General features: G+C 71.0%; 20 protein-coding genes and 2 tRNA genes. 14 read left to right on the top strand and 8 right to left on the bottom strand.

Features of this window, described 5'->3' with window-relative positions:
* Positions 1-63: 63 nt before the first annotated feature.
* Positions 64-1,278 (top strand): Ig-like domain-containing protein, encoded by a 1,215-nt coding sequence (locus ACFUJ1_RS10485; RefSeq protein ID WP_378644561.1) that lies wholly within the window; start codon positions 64-66, stop codon positions 1,276-1,278.
* A 60-nt stretch (positions 1,279-1,338) separates the two neighbouring features.
* Here the strand turns inward: ACFUJ1_RS10485 and ACFUJ1_RS10480 are convergent, their stop codons facing one another.
* From ACFUJ1_RS10480 to orn, 3 genes are all read right to left on the bottom strand, one after another.
* Entirely contained in the window at positions 1,339-1,674 is a 336-nt protein-coding gene (locus tag ACFUJ1_RS10480; protein ID WP_233016453.1) for a hypothetical protein, read from the bottom strand.
* A gap of 157 nt (positions 1,675-1,831) precedes the next feature.
* Positions 1,832-1,904 (bottom strand) — tRNA-His (locus tag ACFUJ1_RS10475).
* A 55-nt stretch (positions 1,905-1,959) separates the two neighbouring features.
* Complete coding sequence (gene orn, locus ACFUJ1_RS10470; RefSeq protein ID WP_378644559.1) at positions 1,960-2,586, bottom strand: oligoribonuclease; 627 nt, start codon at positions 2,584-2,586, stop codon at positions 1,960-1,962.
* A gap of 120 nt (positions 2,587-2,706) precedes the next feature.
* Between orn and ACFUJ1_RS10465 the strand changes: the two genes are divergently transcribed.
* Positions 2,707-4,416, top strand: coding sequence for a helicase HerA-like domain-containing protein (locus ACFUJ1_RS10465; protein WP_378644557.1), 1,710 nt, complete (start codon positions 2,707-2,709; stop codon positions 4,414-4,416).
* 13 nt (positions 4,417-4,429) lie between these two features.
* Here the strand turns inward: ACFUJ1_RS10465 and cmrA are convergent, their stop codons facing one another.
* The 3 genes from cmrA to ACFUJ1_RS10450 form a co-directional block, all read right to left on the bottom strand.
* Positions 4,430-5,233, bottom strand: a complete 804-nt coding sequence (gene cmrA / locus ACFUJ1_RS10460; RefSeq protein WP_378644556.1) for a mycolate reductase — start codon at positions 5,231-5,233, stop codon at positions 4,430-4,432.
* Positions 5,234-5,466: 233 nt separating this feature from the next.
* Positions 5,467-7,494, bottom strand: coding sequence for an NADPH-dependent 2,4-dienoyl-CoA reductase (locus ACFUJ1_RS10455; RefSeq protein ID WP_378644554.1), 2,028 nt, complete (start codon positions 7,492-7,494; stop codon positions 5,467-5,469).
* A complete protein-coding gene (locus ACFUJ1_RS10450; protein ID WP_378644552.1) occupies positions 7,491-8,042 on the bottom strand; it encodes a PadR family transcriptional regulator in 552 nt (183 codons plus the stop codon). The genes ACFUJ1_RS10455 and ACFUJ1_RS10450 overlap by 4 nt, the downstream gene beginning before the upstream one ends.
* A 62-nt stretch (positions 8,043-8,104) precedes the next feature.
* Here ACFUJ1_RS10450 and ACFUJ1_RS10445 point away from each other — a divergent pair, with 62 nt between their 5' ends.
* Complete coding sequence (locus tag ACFUJ1_RS10445; RefSeq protein WP_378644760.1) at positions 8,105-9,493, top strand: MFS transporter; 1,389 nt, start codon at positions 8,105-8,107, stop codon at positions 9,491-9,493.
* Positions 9,494-9,497: 4 nt separating this feature from the next.
* Here the strand turns inward: ACFUJ1_RS10445 and ACFUJ1_RS10440 are convergent, their stop codons facing one another.
* Complete coding sequence (locus tag ACFUJ1_RS10440; RefSeq protein WP_378644551.1) at positions 9,498-10,115, bottom strand: TetR family transcriptional regulator; 618 nt, start codon at positions 10,113-10,115, stop codon at positions 9,498-9,500.
* 179 nt (positions 10,116-10,294) lie between these two features.
* On the opposite strand from ACFUJ1_RS10440, the gene ACFUJ1_RS10435 reads away from it, so the two are divergent.
* The 5 genes from ACFUJ1_RS10435 (at position 10,295) to ectB (ending at position 14,584) form a co-directional block, all read left to right on the top strand.
* Complete coding sequence (locus tag ACFUJ1_RS10435) at positions 10,295-11,359, top strand: ferredoxin reductase (protein ID WP_378644549.1); 1,065 nt, start codon at positions 10,295-10,297, stop codon at positions 11,357-11,359.
* Between the two features lie 10 nt (positions 11,360-11,369).
* On the top strand, positions 11,370-12,518 hold the full coding sequence (locus tag ACFUJ1_RS10430) for a fatty acid desaturase family protein (RefSeq protein ID WP_378644548.1): 1,149 nt from the start codon (positions 11,370-11,372) through the stop codon (positions 12,516-12,518).
* Positions 12,518-12,832, top strand: coding sequence for a hypothetical protein (locus ACFUJ1_RS10425; RefSeq protein WP_378644546.1), 315 nt, complete (start codon positions 12,518-12,520; stop codon positions 12,830-12,832). The genes ACFUJ1_RS10430 and ACFUJ1_RS10425 overlap by 1 nt, the downstream gene beginning before the upstream one ends.
* Before the next feature lie 92 nt (positions 12,833-12,924).
* Positions 12,925-13,230, top strand: coding sequence for a hypothetical protein (locus ACFUJ1_RS10420; protein ID WP_233016464.1), 306 nt, complete (start codon positions 12,925-12,927; stop codon positions 13,228-13,230).
* A 106-nt stretch (positions 13,231-13,336) separates the two neighbouring features.
* Entirely contained in the window at positions 13,337-14,584 is a 1,248-nt protein-coding gene (gene ectB / locus ACFUJ1_RS10415) for a diaminobutyrate--2-oxoglutarate transaminase (RefSeq protein ID WP_378644545.1), read from the top strand.
* 76 nt (positions 14,585-14,660) lie between these two features.
* Here the strand turns inward: ectB and ACFUJ1_RS10410 are convergent.
* Positions 14,661-14,734, bottom strand: a tRNA-Arg gene (locus ACFUJ1_RS10410).
* Positions 14,735-14,859: 125 nt separating this feature from the next.
* Between ACFUJ1_RS10410 and ACFUJ1_RS10405 the strand changes: the two genes are divergently transcribed.
* From ACFUJ1_RS10405 to ACFUJ1_RS10380, 6 genes are all read left to right on the top strand, one after another.
* The gene (locus ACFUJ1_RS10405) at positions 14,860-16,911 is read left to right on the top strand and encodes a cytochrome c oxidase assembly protein (protein WP_378644543.1); all 2,052 of its coding nucleotides are present in this window, start codon (positions 14,860-14,862) and stop codon (positions 16,909-16,911) included.
* The gene (locus ACFUJ1_RS10400; RefSeq protein ID WP_378644542.1) at positions 16,904-17,836 is read left to right on the top strand and encodes a pyridoxal-phosphate dependent enzyme; all 933 of its coding nucleotides are present in this window, start codon (positions 16,904-16,906) and stop codon (positions 17,834-17,836) included. The genes ACFUJ1_RS10405 and ACFUJ1_RS10400 overlap by 8 nt, the downstream gene beginning before the upstream one ends.
* A gap of 123 nt (positions 17,837-17,959) precedes the next feature.
* A complete protein-coding gene (locus ACFUJ1_RS10395) occupies positions 17,960-18,499 on the top strand; it encodes a single-stranded DNA-binding protein (protein ID WP_378644540.1) in 540 nt (179 codons plus the stop codon).
* Between the two features lie 75 nt (positions 18,500-18,574).
* Positions 18,575-20,251 (top strand): energy-dependent translational throttle protein EttA, encoded by a 1,677-nt coding sequence (gene ettA, locus ACFUJ1_RS10390; protein WP_378644538.1) that lies wholly within the window; start codon positions 18,575-18,577, stop codon positions 20,249-20,251.
* Positions 20,252-20,609: 358 nt separating this feature from the next.
* Positions 20,610-25,490, top strand: coding sequence for an NAD-glutamate dehydrogenase (locus tag ACFUJ1_RS10385; protein WP_378644537.1), 4,881 nt, complete (start codon positions 20,610-20,612; stop codon positions 25,488-25,490).
* A 104-nt stretch (positions 25,491-25,594) separates the two neighbouring features.
* Positions 25,595-25,966 (top strand): acyl-CoA thioesterase, encoded by a 372-nt coding sequence (locus tag ACFUJ1_RS10380; protein ID WP_378617306.1) that lies wholly within the window; start codon positions 25,595-25,597, stop codon positions 25,964-25,966.
* Positions 25,967-25,990 lie beyond the last annotated feature (24 nt).

Genomic DNA, 25,990 nt, shown 5'->3' with positions numbered 1-25,990 from the left:
GCACGGGCCGGCCCCGTTCTGCTGGCAGAATGACAGAAGAGGTCATCGGGAACGGGGTTTGACATGAGAAGTGATCGAGGGCGGCGGCCGGTGTGGAAGCGCGCGTCCGTGCCCGTGGTGGTGCTGTCCGTGCTGGCGTTGGCGCTGTCGGCGTGCTCGACCTCGTCGGGCGTCTCCGAGGCGGACGCGGTGCCGATCGACCGCAACCCGATCACCGAGCTGATCAAACCCAAGCTGGTGTCCCCGGTGAAGGACGGTGACAAGGGCGTCTCGCCTGCCATGCCGATGACGTTCCAGGTGAACGACGGCAAGTTCACCGAGGTGAACCTGCTGAACAACCAGGGCAATCCGGTGAACGGCACGCTCTCCCCGGACGGCCGCACCTGGCAGACCGCCGAGGTGCTCGGCTACGGCCGCACCTACACGATGAAGGCGAAGGCGATCGGGCTCGGCGGCGCGCAGACCGCCGCGGTGAGCTTCACCACAAGCTCGCCGGACAGCCAGACCAAGCCGTACCTGAACATCGCCGAGGACGCGGTGGTCGGCATCGGGCAGCCGGTGGCGATCCAGTTCGACGAGAACATCCCGGACCGCAAGGCCGCGCAGGACGCCATCACTGTCACCACCACCCCGCCGGTCGAGGGCGCCTTCTACTGGGTGAACAACCGCGAGGTCCGCTGGCGGCCGGAGCACTTCTGGGCGCCGGGCACCAAGGTCGAGGTCAAGGTCAACGTCTACGGCCGCGACCTGGGCGACGGGCTCTTCGGCCAGGAGGACGTGAACACGCACTTCACCATCGGCGACGCGGTGGTCTTCACCGCCGACGACAACACCAAGCAGGTGGTGGTCGAGCGCAACGGCGAGGTGATCCGGACCATGCCGACCTCGATGGGCAAGAGCAACACGCCCACCGACAACGGCGTCTACATCCTGGCCGACCGGCACGAGCACATCATCATGGACTCCTCCACCTACGGCGTCGCGGTGAGCTCGTCGGACGGCTACCGGACCCCGGTGGACTGGGCCACCCGGATGTCCTACAGCGGCATCTTCTTCCACTCGGCACCGTGGTCGGTGGGGCAGCAGGGCTACTCGAACACCAGCCACGGCTGCCTGAACCTGAGCCCGGACAACGCCCGCTGGGTGTACGAGAACGCCAAGCTCGGCGATATCGCCATCGTCAAGAACACCGTGGGCGGCACGCTCTCGCCGGTGGACGGCCTCGGCGACTGGAACATGCCGTGGGCGCAGTGGAAGGCGGGCAACGCCGACGTCTGACCCCGTCCCCACGTGAAAGGCCCCGGTACGCGTACCGGGGCCTTTCACGTGGGCGAGTGCTCAGGGGATGACCGGCCCGGCGGTGCCGGGGCAGGTGAGGTTGCGGTTCATCGCGCTGCCGATGGCGGCGCAGAGCAGCGGCCCGCCGAAGAGCAGGCTCTCCAGCGCGGTCGCCGAGCCGGTGCCGGACGAGCCGGTGGTGGTGGCGCCCGCGGAGGAGCCGGTGTCGAAGGCGGCGGCGGAGCCGGTGCCCGCGGAGCCGGTGCCCGCGTTCAGCTGAACGGGCTGCACGGCATCGCCGGCGACGGCCTTCGGGGCGGGGGCCGCGGCGGCGGTGGCCGGGACCCCGGCGAGCAGCGTGGCACCCGCGACGGCGGCGAAAACTGCGGAACGCATCACAGGCGGATCGTCTTTCTGTCGAACGGAACGACATTCCGACGACGCCGCTCCGAACGGGGAGTCTACGGAGTGAAAAACGTTTCTGTCACATGGTTGCCCGCTACTGGCAGAAAGGGAAAGGGCCCGGGAGCGAAACGCTCCCGGGCCCTTCTCGGGTGAGTGACGGGGCTCGAACCCGCGACTTCCAGGATCACAACCTGGTGCTCTACCAGCTGAACTACACTCACCATCGGCACCGGAGTTCCGGCGCGCTCGATAGTAGCGTGCCCGGCGCCGGAATCGCTAATCGCCCTGGCCTCCGTGGGTCCGCGGGCCGCTGAGCTCGGCCGTCACGGCGGCGATCTCGGCGCTCGACGGCCCGGGCGGCGCCACGAACGCGGTGCGCCGGTAGTAGTCCAGCTCGCGGATGGACTCCGTGATGTCGGCGAGCGCGCGGTGCGCCAGCCCCTTCTCCGGCTGGCCGAAGTAGACCCGCGGGTACCAGCGGCGGCACAGCTCCTTGATCGAGCTGACGTCGATCATCCGGTAGTGCAGGTGCGCGTCCAGCTCGGGCATGTCCCTGGCCAGGAAGCCGCGGTCGGTGGCTATCGAGTTGCCTGCCAGCGGCACGGTGCGCGGGGCGGGCACGAACTCCCTGATGTAGGCGAGCACCCGCTCCTCGGCCTCGGCCAGGGTGACGGCCGAGGCGCGGACCTCTTCGGTGAGCCCGGAGCGGGCGTGCATCTCGGTGACCACCGGCGGCATGGCGGCGAGCGCGGCGTCGTCGGCGTGGATGACGATGTCGATCCCGTCACCGAGCACGTTGAGGTCGCTGTCGGTGACGAGCGCGGCCACCTCGATCAGCTTGTCGCTGTCGAGCCGCAGCCCGGTCATCTCGCAATCCATCCACACCACAAGTTTGTCCGACATCCGAGCACCATAACGCGGGCGCCGCACGCACCGGTGACGCCACGGACCGGATCGGCGCGGATAGAGTGTGTCCCGGTTCGCCCCGGAGTTGCCATGGTTTCGAGTACAGGAGGACACGCGATGACGACCCCGCAGCAGAGGGCCGCCGCGGCGAGGCGGGCCGCCGACGAGGCGGCGCGGGTCGCGGCCGAGGCGGTCGCCGCGGCGGAGGCGGCGGAACTCGAGGTGTCGCTCGGCCAGCCCGCGGTGTCCAGCGCGTCGGCGGTGGCGGGCGAGGTGGCCGCGGTCGAGGCGGCGACCGCGGGCTACGCCGTCGCGGGCGAGCCGGGCGCGGCACGCGAGATCGCGGCGGGGTACGCGGCCGACGGCGCGGCGATCACGCTCGGCGCGGTGCTGGTGGACGGCGTCGTCGACGCCGAGGCAGTGGTCCGGCTGCCGCTGCGCACGGTGAACCGGCACGGCCTTGTCGCGGGCGCGACCGGAACCGGCAAGACCAAGACGCTGCAGGGGCTGGCCGAGCAGCTCTCGCGCGCTGGCGTCCCGGTCGTGATGGCCGACGTGAAAGGCGATCTCTCCGGGCTCGCCGCCAGGGGCGAGCGCACCGAGCAGCTCACCGCCCGCGCCGCCGAGACCGGCGCGCGGGACTGGGCGCCGGAGGAATTCCCGGTCGAGTTCGTCTCGCTCGGCACCGCGGGCATCGGGGTGCCGATCCGGGCCACCATCACCTCCTTCGGCCCGGTGCTGCTGAGCAAGGTGCTCGGGCTCAACCCGACCCAGGAGTCCACGCTCGGGCTGATCTTCCACTGGGCCGACCGCAACGGCCTCGCGCTGCTCGACCTCAAGGACCTGCGCGCGGTGATCACCCACCTGACCAGCCCGGACGGCAAGGCCGAGCTGGCGGGCATCGGCGGCGTCTCGACGGCAACCGCGGGGGTGATCCTGCGCGCCCTCGTCAACCTGGAGGCCGAGGGCGGCGACACCTTCTTCGGCGAGCCGGAGCTGGACCCGGCCGACCTGGTGCGCCGGGTGGACGGCCGCGGCGTGATCACGCTCGTCGAGCTGGGCGAGCAGGCGGCGCGGCCGGTGCTCTTCTCCACGTTCCTGATGTGGGTGCTCGCCGAGCTGTTCCAGACCCTGCCCGAGGTCGGCGACGTGGAGCGGCCGGAGCTCGTCTTCATCTTCGACGAGGCGCACCTGCTCTTCGCCGACGCCTCCAAGGCGTTCCTGGAACAGGTGGAGCAGACGGTCAAGCTGATCCGCTCCAAGGGGGTCGGCGTCTTCTTCTGCACCCAGCTGCCCGCCGACATCCCGAACGCGGTGCTCTCCCAGCTCGGCGCGCGGGTGCAGCACGCGCTGCGCGCCTTCACCCCCGACGATCAGAAGGCGCTGGCCAAGACGGTGCGCACCTACCCGAGGACCGAGGTGTACGACCTGGAGTCCGCGCTCACCTCGCTCGGCACCGGCGAGGCGATCGTCACCGTGCTCTCCGAGCGCGGCGCGCCGACCCCGGTGGCCTGGACCAGGATCGTCCCGCCGCGCTCGCTCATGGACACCATCGGCGCCGAGGCGATCCGCTCCCGCGCGCTCTCCTCCGGGCTGCACGGGAAGTACGGGCAGACGATCGACCGGGAATCGGCGTACGAGATCATGGCGGCGAAACTGGCCGCCGCGCAGCCGGAGCCGGTGCCGGGGCGCGCCGAGCGGGCGGAGGAGTCGGCGGCCGACCGCATCCTGAAGAACCCGGCGGTGAAGAGCTTCCTGCGGTCGGCCGCGAGCGCCGCGGGCAGGGAGATCAGCCGCTCGATCTTCGGCACCCGCAAGCGCCGCTGAGCCACCCCGCCGCTCAGCTCCCGAGTTTGCGGTAGAAGGCGCCGGCGACCGGGGCGGTGACGGCGCGCGGGCCGTACTGCCCGGCGACGCTCATGCCCTTGCTGATCAGCCCGGGGACCACGCGCATCTTGTTCTTGGCCAGCGCGTCCAGCGACACCTTGGCGGTGTACTCGGACGAGACCCACATGAAGTCGGGCACCAGCCGGTCCACGATGGAGGCCGCGGCGGGGTCGGGGATCTCGGTGCGCACCGGGCCGGGGGCGAGCAGCGTGACGTGCACGCCGGTGCCCTTGAGCTCGCCGCGCAGCGACTCGGAGAAGGTGTTGGCGAAGGCCTTGCTTGCGGCGTAGGTGGTGTTGTTCGGGATCGGCATGTTGCCCGCCGCCGAACCGCTGATCAGGATGCCGCCCGCGCGGTTGGCCAGCATACCGGGCAGCACCGCGAGGGTGAGGTCGTGCACCGCGACGGCGTTCAGCTCGAGCTGGTCCCGCTCGTAGGCGGGGTCCAGTTCGGCGACCGCGCCGAAGGTGGCGATGCCGGCGTTGTTGCAGAGCACCGCGATGTCGCGGCCCGCCAGCTCCGCGGTGAGCGGCGCCCGCGCGGCCCGGTCGGCGAGGTCGACCGCGCGCACCTCGGCGGTGATGCCGTGCTTGGCGGTGAGCTCGTCGGCGAGCGCGGTGAGCAGCTCCTCGCGCCGGGCGACGAGGATCAGCGAGTAGCCGCGGGCGGCGAGTTCGGCGGCGAGCGCCGTGCCGATGCCGGAGGAGGCGCCGGTGACGACGGCGCGGTTGTCGGTGGTGGGGGAGGGCAGGCTCACCCGGGTGAGCCTAGGGGATGCGGGGCCCTGCCCCCGAGCCCCCGGCCGATCCGGTCGATGTCTGCGGCCTGCGGTCGGCGGCTCTGCACTGTCACTCGGCGCAAGCGCCGTTCGACTGATTTTGCCGCGGGTGACCGAGTCGGGTCGGCCGGATTTCGCTGCGGGTGACCGCGCCGAGTCGGCCGGATCGGGCTGTAGTGTGTGCCGACCTCCGGTTCGCCGCATCGAACTCGTCAGAGGCGCGCTGCCAGGCGGGTGCCCTGGTCGATGGCGCGCTTGGCGTCGAGTTCTGCCGCTACGTCGGCGCCGCCGATCACGTGCAGGGTGACGCCCGCGGCGCGTAGCGGGTCGGCGAGTTCGCGGACCGGCTCCTGACCGGCGCAGATCACCACGGTGTCCACCGGGATCAGGCGGGGGCGCTCGCGCTTGGGGCCGAAGCTGATGTGCAGGCCGGCGTCGTCGATGCGCTCGTAGTTCACCCCGCCGATCCGCTCGACCCCCTTGGCCTTCAGCGCGGCCCGGTGCACCCACCCGCTGGTCTTGCCGAGCGTGGCACCGAACGCACCCGGCTTGCGCTGCAGCAGCACCACGTCGCGGGCGGCGGGCGCGGGGCGCGGCGCGGTGAGCTGGCCGGGCAGCTCCTCGTCGAGGCTCACCCCCCACTCCTCCTTCCACTCGTCGAGCTTGAGCGTGGGATGACCGTCGACGGTGAGGAATTCGCTGATGTCGTAGCCGATCCCGCCCGCGCCGATCACCGCGACCCGCTCGCCGGGCTGCTTCTCCGCCCGCACCAGCTCGGCGTAGGAGATCACCATCGGGTGATCGATACCGGGGATGTCCGGAATCCGCGGCCGCACCCCGGTGGCCAGCACCACCTCGTCGTACCCGCCCTCGATCAGCTCGGCGGCCGTGACCCGCCGGCTCAGGTGCACCGTGACGCCGGTGACCTCGAGCATGCGGGTGAAGTACCGGATCGACTCGTCGAACTCCTCCTTGCCCGGAATCCGCCGTGCCAGGTCGAACTGCCCGCCGATCCGCTCCTCGGCCTCGAAGAGCTCGACGGCGTGCCCGCGCTGCGCCAGCGCGACTGCCGCGGCGAGCCCGGCGGGCCCGGCCCCGACCACCGCGACCCGCTTTCCGCGCCTGGTGGGCAGCAGGGTCAGCTCGGTCTCGTGGCAGGCGCGCGGATTGACCAGGCAGGAGACGGTCTTGTGCCGGAAGGCGTGGTCGAGGCAGGCCTGGTTGCAGGCGATGCAGGTGTTGATCTCGTCCGCCCGGTCGGCCGCGGCCTTGCGCACCCAGTCGGGGTCGGCCAGCAGCGGCCTGGCCATGGAGACCAGCGCGGCGTCGCCGCGGGTCAGGATCTCCTCGGCCACCTCGGGCATGTTGATCCGGTTGGAGGCGCAGACCGGGATCGAGACGGCGCGGGTGATCCGCGCGGTGAACTCGGTGAAGGCGGCGCGCGGCACCGAGGTGACGATGGTCGGCACCCTGGCCTCGTGCCAGCCGATATCGGTGTTCAGGATGTCCACCCCGGCGGCTTCGAGTTCCTTTGCCAGCGCGGTGATCTCGGTGAGCGTCTGCCCCTTCTCCACGAATTCGGCCATGGAGAGCCGGAAGAGCAGCAGGAAGTCGGCGCCCACCTCGGCGCGGATCCGGCGCACGATCTGCACCGCGATGCGCTGCCGGTTCGCGGCCGAGCCGCCCCAGCGGTCCGTGCGCCGATTGGTGCGCGGGGCGAGGAACTGGTTCAGGAAATACCCCTCGCCGCCCATGATCTCGACCCCGTCGTACCCGGCCAGCCGGGCCAGCCGGGCGCAGCGCACGTAGTCGTCGATGGTGCGCTCGATGCCGCGGGCCGACAGCGCGCGCGGCCGGAACGGGTTGATCGGCGCCTTGATCGCGGAGGCGGAGACGCTGGCGGGCCAGTACGAGTAGCGCCCGGCGTGCAGGATCTGCAGCGCGATCAGCCCGCCCGCCTCGTGCACCGCGGCGGTGACCTCGCGGTGCCGCAGCGCCTCGGCGGTGCTGGTCAGCTTGGCGCCGAGCGGGAGCAGCCAGCCGGTGCGGTTCGGCGCGTAGCCGCCGGTGACGATCAGCCCGACCCCGCCGCGCGCGCGTTCGGCGAAGTACGCGGCGAGTCTAGAAATGTCGCGGGCCCGGTCCTCCAGCCCGGTGTGCATGGAGCCCATGACCACCCGGTTGGGCAGCGTGACGTGCCCGAGGTCGAGCGGTTCGAGCAGGTGCGGGAAGCGAGTCATGCGGGCCCGGCCTTTCCCGGGCGCAGCGCCCGGAGTACTTCGTCGCACCAGTCGACGAACCCGGTCTCGACGCGGATGCCGCCGCGCAGAACCAGGTACTGGTGCAGGGTGGTGCCGGAAAGTCGCTCCGGCGCGGGGAAATCACGCTTCTCCAGCATGCGGAAGACCTCGAGCCGGGCGGCGTGCTGCTCGCGGTGCCGCTCCACCTCGACGCAGAGCGCGGCGACGTCGCCGTGCGCGGCGCCGCGGATCTTCACGCCGAGCTCGTTGCGCGGCATTCCGGTGTCGGTGGGCTCGGCGATCCAGCGGGCCAGCTCGGCCCGGCCCGCCGCGGAGACGGCGTAGACCTTCTTGTCCGGCCTGCCCGCCTGCGGCACCGATTCGCCGACCACCCAGCCGGATTCGGCCATCCGCTTGAGCACCCGGTAGATCTGCTGGTGCGTGGCGCGCCAGAAGTAGCCGATGGACTTGTCGAAGCGGCGCGCCAGTTCGTACCCGGAACCGGCCCGCTCGGTGAGCGAGACCAGCAGGGCATGCTCGAGGGCCATGCCGGAAGGGTAGTCGTAACACCGAGTACTATGCAATTGGGTGCATAGGGCGTTTCGCTACGATTCCCGGCCCCGACCCGGATAGGCTGCCCGGTATGACGGAGGTGAACGCCCGGGCCACCGTCGGTGGCGCGGCCACGCGCGGACAGGTAGTGGCCTGGGGGCTGTGGGACTGGGGCTCGTCGGCGTTCAACGCCGTCATCCTCACCTTCGTCTTCTCGGTGTACCTCACCGACACGGTCGGCGACGACCTGCCCGGCGGGACATCGGCCAGCGCCTGGCTGGCCTGGGCGCTCGCCGCGGGCGGGCTGGTGGTGGCGCTGACCGCCCCGGTCAGCGGGCAGTACTTCGACGCGGCGGCCGGCCGCAAGCGCGCGCTCGGGGTGCTCACCGGACTCACCGTCGCCTGCATGACCGGCATGTTCTTCGTGCACGATGATCACAGCGACCTCTGGCTCGGGCTGCTGCTGCTCGCCCTCGGCGCCGCCTTCTTCGAGCTGGCGAACGTGCCCTACAACGCCATGCTGCGCCAGGTCTCGACGCCGCGGACCATCGGCCGGGTCTCCGGCTTCGGCTGGGCCATGGGGTACTTCGGCGGGATCTTCCTGCTGCTGATCTGCTACTTCGGCTTCATCGCCGGGGACGGCGACAGCCGCGGGCTGCTCGGCGTCCCCACCGACGACGGGCTCAACATCCGCCTGGTGGCGATGCTGGCCGCGGTCTGGTTCGCGGCCTTCGCGCTGCCGGTGCTCTTCGCGGTCCCCGAGCTGCCGCGCACCGACGCCGACCCCGGCGCCGCCGACGCCGGGCTGCTCGGCTCGTACCGGGTGCTCTGGCGCGACCTGCGCGAACTCTGGCGCGTCGACCGCCGCACCGTGCAGTTCCTGCTGGCCAGCGCGGTCTTCCGGGACGGGCTGGCCGGGGTCTTCACCTTCGGCGCGGTGCTCGCGGTGAACGTCTACGGCATCGCCGACTCCGATGTGCTGCTCTTCGGCGTCGCCGCGAACGTGATCGCCGCGATCGGCGCGGTGGCCGCGGGCCGCTTCGACGACACCATCGGGCCGAAGCCGGTGATCGTGGTCTCGCTGGCGGGCATGGTCGTCTGCGGGATCGCGCTGCTGCTGGTGTCGGGGCCGGTGCTGTTCTGGGTGTTCGGGCTGCTGCTCACCGCGTTCGTCGGGCCCGCGCAGGCGGCGGCGCGCTCGTTCCTCGCCCGGCTCGCCCCGCCCGGCCGGGAGGGGCAGCTCTTCGGGCTCTACACCACCACCGGGCGCGCGGTGTCGTTCCTCGCGCCCGGGCTGTTCGGGCTCTTCGTCTGGATCTTCGACGCCGACCGCGCGGGCATCGTCGGGCTGGTGCTCGTGCTCGCGGCGGGGCTGCTCGTTCTGCTCCCGGTGCGCAGCCCGGACCGGGCCGAGGTGGCGGAGCCGCCCGCCGCGAAGGAGAACTGAGCGCTCAGTCCTGCGGCGGTTTCCAGGAGCCCATGCCGACGCCGATCAGCGTGACCTTGCGCACAGTCAGCTCCACGATCGCGGACTCCTCGCGCTCCGGCACCGCGACGAACGCGGCGATTCCGTCCGAGACCGTTGCCACGAGCAGCTCCGCCGCGATCTCCAGATCGTCCGAGCTCCAGGTATCCAGCGTCGGCACCCGGGAGAGATCGGTGACCAGCTCGCGCACGATCAGCTGGATCTCCAGCGCGATCGCGCCGCGGATCACCGCCGAGCCGCCGTGCCGCTCGCGCGCGAAGAAGCCGAACAGCTCCCGCTTCGCGCGCACCTGATCGAAGACGAAGCGGACGATCTCCGACAGCTGCGTCCCGGAATTCCGCCTGACCTCGCGCAACGCCAGCCGCAGCGCCTTCACCCCGTCGTCGACCAGGGCCCGGCCCAGATCGTCGAGGGAGGGGAAGTGGCGGTAGAAGGCGGTCGGTACGATTCCCGCCGACCGGGCGATCTCGCGCAGGCTGAGCGCGGCGAAACCCCGCTCGGCGGCGAGCGTGAGCGTGCCGTCGAGCAGTGCCTGTCGCGTGCGCTCCTTGCGCTCGCCCCGAGTGGCCGCCTGCTCAGTCACATCGCTGAGCATACATGCGTTCACCATGACTTCCTCGCGTCATTGTTGCTGCCGTCACACACCTGCACGGTTGACACCCACCTGCCCTCATTTGTCACACTTGGTGAGTGTACAGGCGTGCACTGAAAATAAGTGGGCATGCCTGTCGGCGACAGTCCTCGACGGTATGGAGCAGCGACATGGTGGATCTCGTCAACCTCGTGCAGACCCTCACCTCTCCGCACCCGGTCGACCGGTACCTGGAGCTGGTGCGCCCGACCCTCACCATCGGGCGCATGCGCGCCGAGGTGCAGCGGGTGAACCGCTCCGCCCCCGGATCGGTGACGCTGACCCTGCGGCCGACCAAGCAATGGCGGGGCCACGCCGCAGGCCAGTACGTCACGCTCGGCGTCGTCGTCGACGGGGTGCGGCACACCCGCTGTTACTCGCCGGTGAACGCCGAGCTCGGCCGCGAGCGCAGGCTGGAGCTCACCGTCAAGGCGCACTCCGGCGGCATCGTCTCCGAGTACCTGTACCAGCACGCGGCGCCGGGGCTGGTGGTCGATCTGGAGCCCGCCGCTGGCACCTTCGCGCTGCCCGAGCCGCGCCCGGAGCGGGTGCTGTTGGTCAGCGGCGGCAGCGGGATCACCCCGGTGCTCTCCATGCTCCGCACGCTGGCCGAGGAGGATCACCGCGGCGACGTCCTCTTCCTGCACTTCGCCAAGGCCGAGGTCTTCGTCCCGCACCGGGACGAGCTGGCCCGCATCGCCGCCGAGCACCCGAACCTGCGGGTCGAGTTCCGCTACCCCGACCGGCGCACCGGCACCGGCTATTTCGACCGGGCCGAGCTCGAGCGGCTCGCCCCCTGGTACCGCGAGGCGGAGACCTTCGTCTGCGGCCCGGCCAAGCTGATGGACGGGGTGCGCGAGGTCTTCGAGGCCGAAGGGCTCGGCACCCGGGTGCACAGCGAGGAGTTCACCATCTCGCTGGCCCCGGTCAGCACCGAGGACGTGCACGGCGCCACCACCTTCTCGGCCAGCGACGTCCGCTCCGACAACACCGGCGAGAGCCTGCTCGAACAGGCCGAAGCCGCCGGGCTCACCCCCGAGTTCGGCTGCCGCATGGGGATCTGCTTCTCCTGCACGGCGGTCAAGCGCACCGGCTGCACCCGCAACCTGCGCACCGGGGAGACCGACAGCGATCCCGACCAGCCGATCCAGCTGTGCATCAGCGCGGCCGTCGGCGACGTCGACATCGAGATCTGAAGGAGTCACCATGACCATCCTGACCGAGACCAAAGACGGCCCGCTCGTCCTCAGCCCCGAGGACATCGAGGAGATCGGCCGCGCCCTCGACGAACTGCGCGACCGCGTCGCCGCCGACCTGGGCGAGCGTGACCGCGAGTACCTCTACAAGGTCATCAAGGCCCAGCGCGGCTTCGAGGTGGCCGGCCGCGGGCTGATGTACCTCGGCTTCCTCCCGCCGTTCTGGCTGGCCGCGGTGGCCTCGCTCTCCGTGTCGAAGATCCTCGACAACATGGAGATCGGCCACAACGTCATGCACGGCCAGTACGACTGGATGCGCGAGCCGGACATCAACTCCCGCGAGTTCGAGTGGGACAACGTCTGCCCCGCCGACCAGTGGAAGCACTCGCACAACTACATGCACCACACCTTCACCAACATCCACGGCATGGACCGGGACATCGGCTACGGCATCCTGCGGATCGACGAGGGCCAGAAGTGGAACCCGTACTACCTGGGCAACCCGCTCTACGCCTTCCTGCTCATGGTGCTCTTCGAGTGGGGCGTCATGGTGCACGACGCCGAGGCGGAGAACATCGTGCAGGGCAAGCGGAAGTGGTCCGACCTCAAGCCGCTGCTCAAGGGCTGGTGGAAGAAGGCGGGGCGGCAGACGCTCAAGGACTACGTCGTCTTCCCGGCGCTCACCGGCCCGCTCTTCCTCAGCACGCTGGCGGGCAACGCCACCGCGAACCTGGTCCGGAACGTGTGGGCGTTCTCGATCATCTTCTGCGGCCACTTCCCGTCCGGCGTACAGACGTTCACACAGGACGAGACGATGGACGAGACCCGCGGCGAGTGGTACATCCGGCAGATGCTCGGCTCGGCGAACATCGAGGGCGGCAAGCTCTTCCACATCATGTCCGGCAACCTGTCGCACCAGATCGAGCACCACCTCTTCCCCGACCTGCCCGCCGGCCGGTACCCGGAGATGGCGCCCGAGGTGCGGGCGCTGTGCGAGAAGTTCGGGCTGCCCTACAACACCGGGCCGTTCAGCAAGCAGATCGGCTCGGTCTGGGGCAAGATCTTCAAGCTCGCGCTGCCCGACAGCTTCACGAAGGGCGATCCCACCCCCGGTGTTATCGTCATGCGTAAGCGAGAGGCGACCGAAGCGGGCGTGTGATGATCGGGAAATTCGAGAGCAACAAGGACCTCATCCAGGAACTGACCGTGTCGGGGGCGAAGCGGGTCGGCAATATCGCCTCGATCATCACCGGCACGGTCGGCGCGGTCACCCGCGAGATCGGCGACTGGATGACCGACGCCATCGAGATGCGCGAGGCGGCCGCCGCCGCCAAGCGCGATGCCGAGGCGCAGCGCGCGGAGGAGGCGGCCGACGCGGCGCCGCAGCCCGCGGCCGCCGCGCCCGTGCTCAAGCCCGAGAGCTCGATCCTCGATGCCGAGGTGGTCGACCACCCCGGTGACGGGGTCCGCTGACTCCAGGCATCCCGTGAATGCCCCGGCCGTGCACTCGGCCGGGGCATTTCCGTCGCCGCCGCCGCGGCGAGCTATCAGCTAACCTTCGGATCGTGCCCGCGTACGTCTCCTCCCCGGAACTCACCTTCGGGTTCCTGTTCGCGCTGGAGGATCCGGAGCGGATCGCCGACGTGGTGCGCGACCTGGTGGTCGGCAAGACCGTCTCGGTCTTCCGGCTGGCCCGGCTCTCCGACGACGACGCGCTGCCCGAGCGATTCGTGGTGAACTGGGCCGCGATCCCGCAGATCAACGTCACCACGAAGGCGCCGGAGCCGGATCAGCTCCGGGCCGACGGCATCCTGCTGGTGAACGCCTTCCTCGGGGAGAACGGCGAGGTCAGCCTCTACTCCGCGCACTGACCATCCGGTTTGCGCAAAAACCGTGCAGAACCCGGTTGCGCAGTGTTAGAAACGCATGCGCTTCAGAAAGCTCGGAGCGTCGTCGCTCACCGATCGGGGACCGCCCATGACCGCCTCTGTTTTCGAGACCGTCGAGTCGAACGTGCGCGGCTACTGCCGGGTCTGGCCGACGGTCTTCGCCACCGCGAGCGGCAGCTGGCTGCGCGACGAAGCCGGCCGGGAGTACCTGGACTTCTTCGCGGGCGCGGGCGCGCTCAACTACGGCCACAGCAACCCGGTCTTCAAGCAGGCCCTGGTCGACTACATCCTGAACGACGGCATCATCCACAGCCTCGACATGGCGACCATCGCCAAGCGCGGCCTGCTCGAGGCGCTGCGCGACCTGGTCTTCGTGCCGCGCGGGCTGGACTACAAGGTGCAGTTCCCCGGCCCGACCGGCGCCAACGCGGTGGAGGCCGCGCTCAAGCTCGCGCGCAAGATCACCGGCAGGCAGACCGTGCTGAACTTCACCAATGCCTTCCACGGGATGTCGCTCGGCGCGCTCTCGGTCACCGGCAACGCCGCCAAGCGCGCGGCCGCGGGCGTCCCGCTGCCGTACACCAACCCCATGCCCTACGACGGCTTCCTCGGCGGCGAGGACGAGCTGCGCTGGATGCGCCGCGCGCTCGACGACACCTCCTCCGGCCTGGACAAGCCCGCCGCGGTGATCGTGGAGACGGTGCAGGGCGAGGGCGGCATCAATCTCGCGCGGGTCGAGTGGCTGCGCGAGCTCGCCGAGCTCTGCGCCGCCCGCGACATCCTGCTCATCGTGGACGACGTGCAGATGGGCTGCGGCCGTACCGGCCCGTTCTTCTCCTTCGAGATCGCCGGCATCACCCCCGACATCGTCGCCATGTCCAAGTCCATCGGCGGCTACGGCCTGCCCATGGCGCTGGTGCTGTTCAAGGCCGAGCACGACCAGTGGGCGCCCGGCGAGCACAACGGCACCTTCCGCGGCAACAACCCGGCCTTCGTCACCGCGCGGGTCGCGCTGGAGCAGTACTGGTCCGACGACGTCCTGGAGCGCGCGGTGCTGGCCAAGGGGGAGCGGCTGGCCGCCGGGCTCGCCGAGATCGCCGCCGGCCATCCGGGGACGACCACCCGCGGCCGCGGCCTCATCCACGGCCTGGTCTTCGCCGACCCCTCGCACGCGGGCAAGGTCTCGCAGGCCGCCTTCGAGCTGGGGTTGCTGGTGGAGACCTCCGGCTCGACCAACCAGGTCGTCAAACTCATGCCGCCGCTGACGCTGAGCGAGGACGAGCTGGACCACGGGCTCGGGCTGATCGGCACCGCGGTGGCGGCGGTCTGCGGCTGATTGCAGGTTTGCCCGCGATACGCGGCGGGTAACTCTCCGGGGACGTGCGCGTGCGACGCCCATGGCGAGTGGTGTGCGCCCCCGGCAGGAATCGAACCTGCGACCTAGGGATTAGAAGGCCCTTGCTCTATCCAACTGAGCTACGGAGGCAGTCGCATCCACGGTGGCCGGTGGCATCCCCGCGCGCACCGGCACGGCGAGTATAGCGACCCGGTGCGCCGGAGACCCGGCAGCCGTCCGTCACGGAGTTTCCCGCTCCCACTACGCTGGGTCGTATGTCCGCCCCGCACGAATCCGCTCCGGTGAGCGACGTTCCCGCGGATGCTCCCGCGCCGGTCGCGGGGCCCTTCACCTTTCCGGTCCTGCTCGCCGTCGCCGGTGCCGTCGGCGCGGTGGTCGCCGCGCTCGTCGTCGGGCTCTCGGCGGCCGAGGCGCTGACCCTGCTCGGGATCCCCGATCCGGGGCCGCTGACCACCTACGGCCTGCCCGCGGTCCGTGCGCTCGCCGATCTGGCGGCGGCGCTCACCGTCGGCTCGCTGCTCTTCGCGGCCTTCCTGGTGCCGCCGCAGCGGGACGGCCTGCTCGACGTGGCCGGGTACCGCGCGGTGCGGCGCGCCTCCGACGCCGCGCTGGTCTGGGCCTGCTGCGCCGCGCTGCTCGTCCCGCTCACCGCATCGGACACCACGGGGCGGCCGGTGCGCGACGTCTGGCAGCCCGCCGAGCTGTGGCGCGCCGTCGGGCAGATCGAGCTGGCCGGGGCCTGGCGAACCACGGTGCTCTGCGCGCTGCTCGTCGCGGTCGGGGCCCGGCTGGCGCTGCGCTGGGGCTGGACCCCGCTGCTGCTGCTCGGCGCGGTGATCGCCATGATGCCGCTGGCACTGACCGGGCACTCCTCGTCCGGCGGGGCGCACGACGTCGCCACCAACTCGCTCATCCTGCACCTGATCTCGGCCGCCGTCTGGGCGGGCGGGCTGGCCGCGGTGCTGGCGCACGCGCTGCGCGACGGCGCGCACACCGCGCTCGCCGCGCGCCGGTTCTCCGCCGTCGCGGCGGTGGCCTTCGCCGTGATCGCGGCGAGCGGGGTGATCAACGCCTGGGTCCGGGTGCCGCCCGGCGACCTGCTGGATACCACCTACGGCCGGTTGGTGCTGGCCAAGGCGGCCGCGCTGATCGTGCTCGGGGTCTTCGGGTACCTGCAGCGGCGGGCCGCGCTGCCCGCGCTCACGGCCGACCCCGGTGACCGCGGGGCGCTGGTGCGCTTCGCCGGGGTCGAGGTGCTGCTGCTGGCGGCGACCTTCGGGCTGGCCGCCGGGCTCGGCCGGACCCCGCCGCCCGCCCCGACCGCCGTTCCCTCGCCGACCGAGGTCGAGCTCGGCTACGACCTGGCCGGGCCGCCGACCTTCGCCCGGCTCGCCTTCGACTGGCGCTTCGACCTGCTCTTCGGCACCGCCGCGGTGGTGCTGGCGGTGCTCTACCTGCTCGGCGTCCGGCGGCTGCGGGCGCGCGGCGACCGCTGGCCGGTGGGGCGCACCATCGCCTGGCTCTCCGGCTGCCTGGTGCTGCTCGTCGCGACCTCGTCCGGGGTCGGGCGGTACTCACCGGCGGTGTTCAGCGTGCACATGGGCGCGCACATGGCGCTCTCCATGCTGACCCCGATTCTGCTCGCGCTCGGCGGCGCGGTGACGCTGGCGCTGCGCGCCCTGCCGCCGGCGGGCCGGGAGAACCCGCCGGGGCCGCGGGAGTGGCTGCTGGCCGCGGTGCACAGCCCGGTGTCCAAGTTCCTGACCCACCCGATCGTCGCCTCGGTGATCTTCGTCGGCGGCTTCTACGCGCTGTACCTGGGCGGCATCTTCGACGCGTACGCCGATTCACACGCCGCGCACGTCCTGATGAACCTGCACTTCCTGCTCAGCGGCTACCTCTTCTACTGGGTGGTGATCGGGATCGACCCCAAGCCGCGCCGGGTGGAGCCGCTGACCAGGCTCGCCATGGTGTTCGGCTCGCTGCCGTTCCATGCCTTCTTCGGCATCGCGCTGATGAGCATGACCACGGTCATGGGCGCCTGGTTCTACCGCAACCTCGGCATCGACTGGAACGCCGACCTGCTCGGCGACCAGCGCACCGGCGGCAGCCTGGCCTGGGCCAGCGGCGAGATCCCGCTGGTGGTGGTGATGCTGGCGCTGCTCATCCAGTGGTCGCGCGGCGACGAACGGCTGGCCCAGCGCACCGACCGCGCCGCCGACCGCGATCACGACGCCGACTTGGCCGCGTACAACGCCATGTACGCCGAGCTGGCGCGCCGCGACCGTGGGCCGCGCGGTGACTGACTCCGCGACCACCGCCGCGCCGCCGCGGGTCTTCCGCTCCGACGTGCGCGCGGCCCGCAAGCGGCTCGCCGGGCAGCTCCGCAAGACCCCGGTCTTCCACACCACCGTCGCCGGATTCCCGGTCTCGCTCAAGCTGGAGTACCTGCAGCACGGCGGCACCTTCCAGCTCCGCGGCAGCCTGAACGCCCTGCTCACCGCGGCCGCGCGGCCGACGCACGTGGTGCTCGCCGCCGGCGGCAATGCCGGGATCGCGGCCGCGCTCGCCGCCGCGGGGCTCGGCCGGACCTGCACCGTCGTCGTCCCGGAGACGGCGCCGCACAGCAAGGTCGCCGCGATGTGGTCGCACGGCGCCGAGGTGCGCTGGCACGGCACCACCCACGCCGAGGCCTGCGCGCACGCCGTCGAGCTCGCGGCCGGGACAGGGGCGCTGTACCTGCCGGTGCACGACACCCCCGCGGTGGTCGCCGGTGCCGGCGTACTCGGGCTGGAGCTGGAGGAACAGGTGCGCGGCAGGCCGCCGGTGCTGGCCGCGGTCGGCGGCGGCGCGCTGATCGGCGGGCTGGCCGCCGCGCTCGGCAGGCGGCAGCGCGTGATCGGGGTGGAGCCGGAGCGCAGGGCACTGCTGCGCGCCGCGCTGAGCGCGGAGCGGCCGGTCGAGGTGCCCGCCGCCGACTCCGCGGGCCCGGACCGGATCGGGGCGATCGCGCTCGATCTCGCCCGCCGCTCCGACGTCCCCGCGCTCACCGTGACCGACGACGCCGTCGACGCGGCCCGCGACCTGCTCTGGCGCGAGTTCCGGATCGCGGTCGAGCCGTCCGGCGCGGCGGCGCTCGCCGCCCTGATCAGCGGTGCTTTCGTCGCCGAGCCGGGGCGCCGGACCATCGTGGTGCTGTGCGGCGCGAACGGCGACCCGGCCGCGCGCTGAGCCCGGGTTGTCCACAGGGGCCGAGTTATCCACAGCCCCCCTCTTGGGCGGGGTCGTCGCCCGCCCCGCTGCGGCACCCTGGGAACCGGACACGAAGAGCGTGGATGCGAAGGGGGCGCGACGATGTACGAGGCGATGGCGACGGTGGCGGGCACGGTGGTCACCCACCCGGCCAAGCGGGAGCTCGCGAACGGGGAGCCGGTGATCACCTTCCGGGTGGCGAGCAATTCCCGGCGGTTCGATCAGGCGTCGGGGGAATGGGTGGACAACGGCACGTTGTTCCTCACGGTGAGCTGCTGGCGGCGGCTGGTCTCCGGCGTGCACGCCTCGATCCGCCGCGGCGACCCGGTGCTGGTGCACGGCCAGCTGCGGACGCACGAGTACCGCGCCAAGGACGGCGTCGAGCGGCGCGACCTGGAGATGCGGGCCGTCGCCATCGGCCCAGATCTGGCCAGGTGCAGCGTGGCGATCACCCGGCGCGCCGAGCGGCCGAGGCCGGGGGCAGGGGAGTCCGAGGCGGTCACCGAGCCGATGCCGGAGGCCGGGGTGGCGCCGCGGGAGCTGCCGGAAGCCGCCGCCGGGCCGTTCCCGGATCGCGCGGTCGAATCGGGTACGGTGAGCCGCCCGGGTCCCACCCGCATCGCCGAGCCGGTCGACGCTTGAGCGCACGGTCGGCGGGTGCCCGCAGGGCCCGCTCCCGCACGGTATCCGTTTCCTTCCACCGATAGGCTTTGCTCCATGGCTGAGTTCATCTACCAAATGAAGAAGGTTCGCAAGCGGCACGGCGACAAGGTCGTGCTCGACGACGTCACGTTGAACTTCCTTCCCGGTGCCAAGATCGGTGTCGTCGGTCCGAACGGCGCGGGTAAGTCGAGCGTGCTGAAGATCATGGCCGGACTGGACCAGCCGAACAACGGCGAAGCGTTCCTCGCGCCCGGCGCGACGGTCGGCATCCTGCAGCAGGAGCCGCTGCTGAACGAGGAGAAGACCGTCCGCGGCAATGTCGAGGAGGGGCTCGGCGAGATCAAGGTCAAGCTCGACCGCTTCAACGAGATCGCCGAGCTCATGGCGACCGACTACTCCGACGAGCTCATGGACGAGATGGGCAGGCTGCAGGAGGATCTGGACCACGCCGACGCCTGGGACGTCGACTCCCAGCTGGAGCAGGCCATGGACGCGCTGCGCTGCCCGCCGCCGGACGAGCCGGTCACCAACCTCTCCGGTGGCGAGCGCCGCCGCGTCGCGCTCTGCAAGCTGCTGCTGAGCAAGCCCGACCTGCTGCTGCTGGACGAGCCGACCAACCACCTGGACGCCGAGTCGGTGCTCTGGCTGGAGCAGCACCTGGCGCAGTACGCGGGCGCCGTGCTGGCTGTCACCCACGACCGGTACTTCCTGGACAACGTGGCAGGCTGGATTTTGGAGCTGGACCGCGGCCGCGCCATCGGCTACGAGGGCAACTACTCCACCTACCTGGAGAAGAAGGCCGAGCGGCTGGCGGTGCAGGGCAAGAAGGACCAGAAGCTGCAGAAGCGGCTCAAGGAGGAGCTGGCCTGGGTGCGCTCCGGCGCCAAGGCCAGGCAGGCCAAGAACAAGGCCAGGCTCGACCGCTACGAGGAGATGGCCGCCGAGGCCGAGAAGACCAGGAAGCTCGACTTCGAGGAGATCCAGATCCCGGCCGGGCCGCGGCTGGGCAGCGTGGTGGTCGAGGTGGAGCACCTGGACAAGGGCTTCGGCGACCGCCAGCTGATCAAGGACCTGTCGTTCACGCTGCCGCGCAACGGCATCGTCGGTGTCATCGGCCCGAACGGCGTCGGCAAGACCACGCTGTTCAAGACCATCGTGGGGCTGGAGCAGGCGGACAGCGGCATCGTCCGGGTCGGCGAGACGGTCAAGCTGAGCTACGTCGACCAGAGCCGCGGCGGGATCGACCCCACCAAGACGGTGTGGCAGGTGGTCTCGGAGGGGCTCGACTACATCCAGGTCGGCCAGCAGGAGATGCCGTCCCGCGCCTACGTCTCGGCGTTCGGCTTCAAGGGCCCGGACCAGCAGAAGCCGGCCGGGGTGCTCTCCGGCGGTGAGCGCAACCGGCTGAACCTGGCGCTCACCCTCAAGGAGGGCGGCAACCTGATCCTGCTCGACGAGCCGACCAACGACCTCGACGTGGAAACTCTGGGTTCGCTGGAGAACGCGCTCGAGCAGTTCCCCGGCTGTGCCGTGGTGATCTCGCACGATCGCTGGTTCCTCGATCGCACCTGCACGCACATCCTGGCGTGGGAGGGCGACTCGGCGAACGAGGCCGCGTGGTTCTGGTTCGAGGGCAACTTCGAGGCGTACGAGGCGAACAAGATCGAACGTCTCGGTCTGGAGGCGTCCCGCCCGCACCGGCTCACGCACCGCAAACTGACCCGCGACTAGTTTTTTCCGGCCGGAATTTCCGGGTGGGTTCGATCGCGACCGGTCGGACCCATCCGGCCGGTCCGCTCTCCCACCCACCACGGCCCGTAACTTATTGCCCCACCAGTAGCTTCCGTACTGTCGCGCCGTATTCGCGCGGAGTCGATAGTGTGGGTTACGTGCAATTCCAGGTTCGGTCTGAACCTCCCTCGCTCTGCCGTGCACTCGCCCTCGATCGCCGAGTGGTGAAATCCGCCGTCGCAGTGCGCGTTCCCGGACCCGCTGGAATTTCCGGCGTGCTCCGTCGAGGTGGTTCTCCCCGCATCAGGGCCGATGCACGGCTGATCACCGAATCCGTATCGAGGGAGATGTCAGGAGCATGACGGTGTCGTCCGAAGTGTCCACAGAGCAGTGGTCCGAGAGTTTGCCGGAGCGGGTGCGCGAGTCGCTCACCGAGCTCGAGGAGGCGTACTTCCGGCATGTCGACGCCGGCGACGTCGACTACGCCATCCACGGCGGCACCGACATCTTCCGCCTGCACCTCGAACTCGCCCGCGTGCGGCGGCCCCGCGAGGCCGTGGTGCGGGTCTTCCACCCGGACGCGTCCGACTTCGGCCCCGCGCTGCAGATCGTCACCGACGACATGCCGCTGCTGGTCGAGTCGGTCTCCGCGACGCTCGGCAAGCTCGGCGTCCGGATGGTCGAGCTGGTGCACCCCATCTTCGAGGTGCGCCGGGCGGACGGCGTCCTCACCGCGGTGACCCCGCACGGGGCGGGGAACCGGGGCGACGACTGGATCTCCGAGTCCTGGATGTTCGTGCAGCTGCCGCCGACGGTGAGCTCCGCGCTGCTGGAGAAGGTGCGTGGCTCGATCACCGAGGTCGTCGAGGACGTGCGCCAGGTGGTCGCCGACACCGGCGACATCCTCCGGCAGCAGCAGGCGGTCGCCGGGGCGCTGCGCGCCGCGGCCGAGCGCGGCGACGCGCCGTTCCCCGCCGATGACCTGCTGGACACCGCGAAACTGCTGGACTGGCTGGCCGAGGGCAACTTCACGGTGCTCGGCTACGGCCGCTACCGCTACCACGACGGCGACGAGGTGCCGGAGCCGGTGCGGGAGAGCTGCCTCGGCGTGCTCGCCCCCGACGTCGGCACCGACTTCGCGGTCCCCTTCGCCGGCGCCGACCGGCCGCTGCTGGTGCTGACCCAGGGGCTGGTCCGGGCCACCGTGCACCGGGCGGCGTACCCGTACTTCGTCGGGGTCGCCGACTTCGACGAATCCGGCGCGGTGATCGGCGAGCACGTCTTCCTCGGCGTCTTCACGGTCACGGCGGTGCACGAGAACGTGCTGGACATCCCGGTCATCGCCCGCCGGGTGGAAAGGGCCATCGAGCGCAGCGGCCACGAGCTGTCCTCGTACTCCGGCCAGGCCATGCTGGAGACCATCCAGTCGCTGCCGCGCACCGAGCTCTTCTCCTCCGACGCGGACAGCCTCGGGCACACCGCCTCCGCCGTGCTCACCGTGCGCCAGCGCAGGCAGGTGCGGCTGTTCCTGCGCGCGGACCGGCAGGGCCGCTTCGTGGCCTGCCTGGTCTACATGCCGCGGGATCGCTACACCACCGAGGTGCGGCTGCGGATGCAGGGCATCCTCGGCCACGAACTCGGCAGCGATGACATCGAGTACTCGGTCCGGGTCAGCGAAAACGAAATCGCCAGCGTGTATTTCACGATCCGGATGCCGCGAGGCACCGACCTGCCCGACACCGGCGACGAGAACCGCAGGCGGATCCAGCGGTTGCTGGTGGAGACCAGCAAGTCCTGGCAGGACCGGCTGGACGAGGAGCTCGCCGCCACCGCCGTCGTCACCACCGAGGTGCTCGACCGCTACACCGGCGCCTTCCCGGAGAGCTACAAGCAGGATTTCGACGCGGCCCGCGCGCTGGCCGACATCGTGCGGCTGGAGCGGCTCGGCGCCGACACCATCGACCAGTTCCTCTACCGCACCCCGGATTCCGCCCCCGGCTCGTGGCGGTTCAGCCTCTACATCGGCGGCACCGGGGTCTCGCTCAGCCAGGTGATGCCGGTGCTGCAGAGCCTCGGCGTCGAGGTGGTGGACGAGCGGCCGTACCGGATCACGCCGCGCGCGGGCACCGCGGGGCGCGGTGAGTGGTGGATCTACGACTTCGGCGTGCAGGCCCGCCCCGAGCTGCTGCGCGACGCGCTGGACAAGGACCTGGACGCCGAGCTGCTGCGCTCGCCGAACGGCGCCACCGCGGTGCACGCCCCGCCGGAGGGGCTGCGCGACCGGTTCGTGCAGGCTTTCGAGGCGGTCTGGTTCGGCCGGGCCGAGGCCGACGGGCTGAACGAGCTGGTGCTGCGCGCCCGGCTCGCCTGGCGCGACGTCTCGGTGCTGCGCGGCTACGCGAAGTACCTGCAGCAGGCGGGGTTCCCCTACAGCCAGGTCAATATCGCCCGGGTGCTGCTGGTCTACCCGGAGGCCGCCCGGCTGCTGCTCGATCTCTTCGCGGCCCGGTTCGACCCGGATGCCGAATCCGCGGAGCGGGCCGCCGAGCTGGAGGGGCGGCTGCGCACCAGGATCGACGAGGTGGTGAGCCTGGACGCGGACCGCATCCTGCGGGCCCTGCTCGGGCTGATCCGCGCGACCCTGCGCACCAACTACTACGTCACCGGCGCCGACGGCGAACCGCGCGACTTCCTCTCGATCAAGGTCGAGCCCGCCGAGATCGCCGAACTGCCCAAGCCGCGGCCGAAGTACGAGATCTTCGTCTACTCGCCCCGGGTCGAGGGTGTGCACCTACGTTTCGGCTCGGTGGCGCGCGGCGGGTTGCGCTGGTCGGACCGGCTGGAGGACTTCCGCACCGAGATCCTCGGTCTGGTCAAGGCGCAGGCGGTGAAGAACGCGGTGATCGTCCCGGTCGGCGCGAAGGGCGGCTTCGTGGTGAAGCGCCCGCCCGCGAGCACCGGTGACGCGGCCGCCGACCGCCAGGCGCTCGCCACCGAGGGCGTCACCTGCTACCGCACCTTCATCGCCGGGCTGCTCGACCTCACCGACAACGTCGACCTCGCCACCGGCGCGGTGCGCCCGCCCGACCGGGTGGTGCGCCGCGACGGCGACGACACCTACCTGGTGGTCGCGGCGGACAAGGGCACCGCGCGCTTCTCCGACGAGGCCAACGACGTGGCCGGGCGGTACGGCTTCTGGCTGGGCGACGCCTTCGCCTCCGGCGGCTCGGCCGGGTACGACCACAAGGCCATGGGGATCACCGCGCGCGGCGCCTGGGAGAGCGTCAAGCGGCACTTCAGCGAGCTCGGCATCGATACCCAGACCCAGGACTTCACCGTGGTCGGCGTCGGCGACATGTCCGGTGACGTCTTCGGCAACGGCATGCTGCTCTCCGAGCACATCCGGCTGGTGGCCGCCTTCGACCACCGGCACATCTTCCTCGACCCGGACCCGGTCGCGGCCACCTCGTACGCCGAGCGGCAGCGCATGTTCGAGCTGCCCCGTTCGTCCTGGGCGGATTACGACACCTCCCTGATCAGCGCGGGCGGCGGGGTCTGGGAGCGCACCGTGAAGGCGGTGCCGATCAGCGCACAGGCCGGGCAGGCGCTCGGGCTGGCGGACGGCGTCACCTCGCTCTCCCCGCCGGAGCTGGTGCGCGCGATCCTGAAGGCGCCGGCGCAGCTGCTCTGGAACGGCGGCATCGGCACCTACATCAAGGCGAGCAGCGAAACGAACGCCGACGTCGGGGACAAGTCCAACGACCCGGTCCGGGTGAACGGCAACGAACTGCGCGTCGATGTGATCGGCGAGGGCGGCAACCTCGGCGTCACCGCGCTCGGCCGGATCGAGTTCTGCCTGGACGGCGGCAAGATGAACACCGACGCCCTCGACAACTCGGCCGGTGTCGACTGCTCCGACCACGAGGTCAACATCAAGGTCCTGCTGGACGGGGTGGTCAGCGGCGGCGAGCTGGCCGCGGCCGACCGCAACCCGCTGCTCGCCTCCATGACCGACGAGGTCGCGGAGATGGTGCTGCGCGACAACGTCACCCAGAACATGCTGATGGGCGTCTCGCGCACCGAGGCGGCGCACATGGTGAGCGTGCATCGCAGGCTCGTCGACGACCTGGAGCGGCGGCGCGGGCTGGACCGGGAGCTGGAGGCGCTGCCCACCGACGACGAACTGCAGCACCGCTACGAGCACCACAGCGGGCTCACCTCGCCCGAGCTCTCCAACCTGATGGCGCACGTGAAGCTGGCGCTCAAGGCGGACCTGCTCGATTCCGACCTGCCGGACATCCAGCACTTCTCGAACCGGCTGCCGCTGTACTTCCCGACCCCGCTGCGCGAGCGCTTCGCCCCTGCCATCAAGCGGCACCGGCTGCGCCGCGAGATCATCACCACGATGGTGGTGAACGAGGTGGTCGACTACGGCGGCATCACCTACGCCTACCGGCTGCGCGAGGAGATCGGCGCGGGCACCACCGACGCCGTTCGCGCCTTCGCCGCCGCGGCGCAGATCTTCGACCTGCCTGCCCTGTGGCAGCGGATCCGGGACTGCGATGCCCCCGCCGCGGTCCGGGACCAGCTGGAACTCGAGACGAAGCGCACACTCGATCGCGCTTCGCGCTGGTTGCTGATCAATCGCCCGCAGCCCATCGCGGTGGGCGCGGAGATCAACAGGTACGCCGCGGGGGTGGCGGAGCTGCGCGAGGCGGCGCCGAACTGGCTGCGCGGGCCGCACGTCGCCAGCCTCACCGATCAGGCCTCCGACCTGATCGCCCGCGGCGCGCCGACCGACCTCGCCACCGAGGTGTTCGGCCTGCTCAACCTGTATCCGCTGCTCGATATCCTCGACGTGGCCGACATCGTGAACCGGGACGGTGACGAGGTCGGGGCGTTGTACTACGCGCTGAACGAGCACCTCAAGATCGACTGGTTGCTCGCCGCGGTGAGCGGCCTGGAGCGCGGGGATCGCTGGCACGCGCTGGCCCGGCTCGCGCTGCGCGACGATATGTACGGTTCGCTCCGTTCACTCACCATGGATGTGCTGAGCGACTCGGAGCCGGACGAGGCGCCGGGCGACAAGATTGCATACTGGGAGTCGAGGAATCAGTCCCGCCTCGGGCGCGCCCGGGCGGCACTGGCCGAACTGTTCGAGTCCGGCACCCACGACCTCGCCACCCTCTCGGTTGCGGCGCGGCAGGTCCGAAGCATGGTGAGCGGCGTGGGTGCGTAACCGGAGGTAGCAAGGTGACCAGCGTCGACGTACGCAACAGTGTCCGGGGAGCGGGGGCGCTCCCGCTCCGCTTCCACGCGAAGGTGGATATCCGCTGGTCCGATATGGACGTCTTCCAGCACGTGAACCACGCCAGGATGGTCACGCTGCTGGAGGAGGCGCGGATCCCGTGGCTCTTCGAGGACGGCAGGCCGACGGCGGCCATGCGCGAGGGCTGTGTCCTCGCCGACCTGCACGTTCGCTACCGCGGGCAGCTGCGGCACGAGGACACGCCGCTCGATATCGCCATGCGCATCACCCAGCTGCGGGCGGTCGACTTCACCATCGGGTACGAGGTCAGGGCGGCGGGCGCCGCGCCGGACTCCACCCCGGCGGTGACGGCGACGACGCAGATCGCCGCCTTCGACATCAGGACGCAGCGGCTGCGCCGGCTCACCGAGGCGGAGCGCGGCTACCTCGCGGAGTGGATGGAGTGAGCCACTGACCGGGGATCAGCGGGT

Origin of the sequence: Nocardia sp. NPDC057227 (assembly GCF_042669725.1) — a bacterium.
Taxonomy (GTDB): Bacteria; Actinomycetota; Actinomycetes; order Mycobacteriales; family Mycobacteriaceae; genus Nocardia; species Nocardia asteroides_A.
This window is presented reverse-complemented; position numbering and strand designations above follow the sequence as displayed.

What these genes read in the sequence shown, in the direction of transcription:
- ectB (WP_378644545.1), top strand. Translation starts at nt 13,337, where the DNA reads ATGACCGCCTCTGTTTTCGAGACCGTCGAGTCGAACGTGCGCGGCTAC.
- ACFUJ1_RS10485 (WP_378644561.1), top strand. Translation starts at nt 64, where the DNA reads ATGAGAAGTGATCGAGGGCGGCGGCCGGTGTGGAAGCGCGCGTCCGTG.
- ACFUJ1_RS10380 (WP_378617306.1), top strand. Translation starts at nt 25,595, where the DNA reads ATGGACGTCTTCCAGCACGTGAACCACGCCAGGATGGTCACGCTGCTG.
- ettA (WP_378644538.1), top strand. Translation starts at nt 18,575, where the DNA reads ATGGCTGAGTTCATCTACCAAATGAAGAAGGTTCGCAAGCGGCACGGC.
- ACFUJ1_RS10425 (WP_378644546.1), top strand. Translation starts at nt 12,518, where the DNA reads ATGATCGGGAAATTCGAGAGCAACAAGGACCTCATCCAGGAACTGACC.
- ACFUJ1_RS10395 (WP_378644540.1), top strand. Translation starts at nt 17,960, where the DNA reads ATGTACGAGGCGATGGCGACGGTGGCGGGCACGGTGGTCACCCACCCG.
- ACFUJ1_RS10385 (WP_378644537.1), top strand. Translation starts at nt 20,610, where the DNA reads ATGACGGTGTCGTCCGAAGTGTCCACAGAGCAGTGGTCCGAGAGTTTG.
- ACFUJ1_RS10405 (WP_378644543.1), top strand. Translation starts at nt 14,860, where the DNA reads ATGTCCGCCCCGCACGAATCCGCTCCGGTGAGCGACGTTCCCGCGGAT.
- ACFUJ1_RS10435 (WP_378644549.1), top strand. Translation starts at nt 10,295, where the DNA reads ATGGTGGATCTCGTCAACCTCGTGCAGACCCTCACCTCTCCGCACCCG.
- ACFUJ1_RS10455 (WP_378644554.1), bottom strand. Translation starts at nt 7,494, where the DNA reads ATGACTCGCTTCCCGCACCTGCTCGAACCGCTCGACCTCGGGCACGTC.
- ACFUJ1_RS10480 (WP_233016453.1), bottom strand. Translation starts at nt 1,674, where the DNA reads ATGCGTTCCGCAGTTTTCGCCGCCGTCGCGGGTGCCACGCTGCTCGCC.
- ACFUJ1_RS10430 (WP_378644548.1), top strand. Translation starts at nt 11,370, where the DNA reads ATGACCATCCTGACCGAGACCAAAGACGGCCCGCTCGTCCTCAGCCCC.
- orn (WP_378644559.1), bottom strand. Translation starts at nt 2,586, where the DNA reads ATGTCGGACAAACTTGTGGTGTGGATGGATTGCGAGATGACCGGGCTG.
- ACFUJ1_RS10450 (WP_378644552.1), bottom strand. Translation starts at nt 8,042, where the DNA reads ATGGCCCTCGAGCATGCCCTGCTGGTCTCGCTCACCGAGCGGGCCGGT.
- ACFUJ1_RS10465 (WP_378644557.1), top strand. Translation starts at nt 2,707, where the DNA reads ATGACGACCCCGCAGCAGAGGGCCGCCGCGGCGAGGCGGGCCGCCGAC.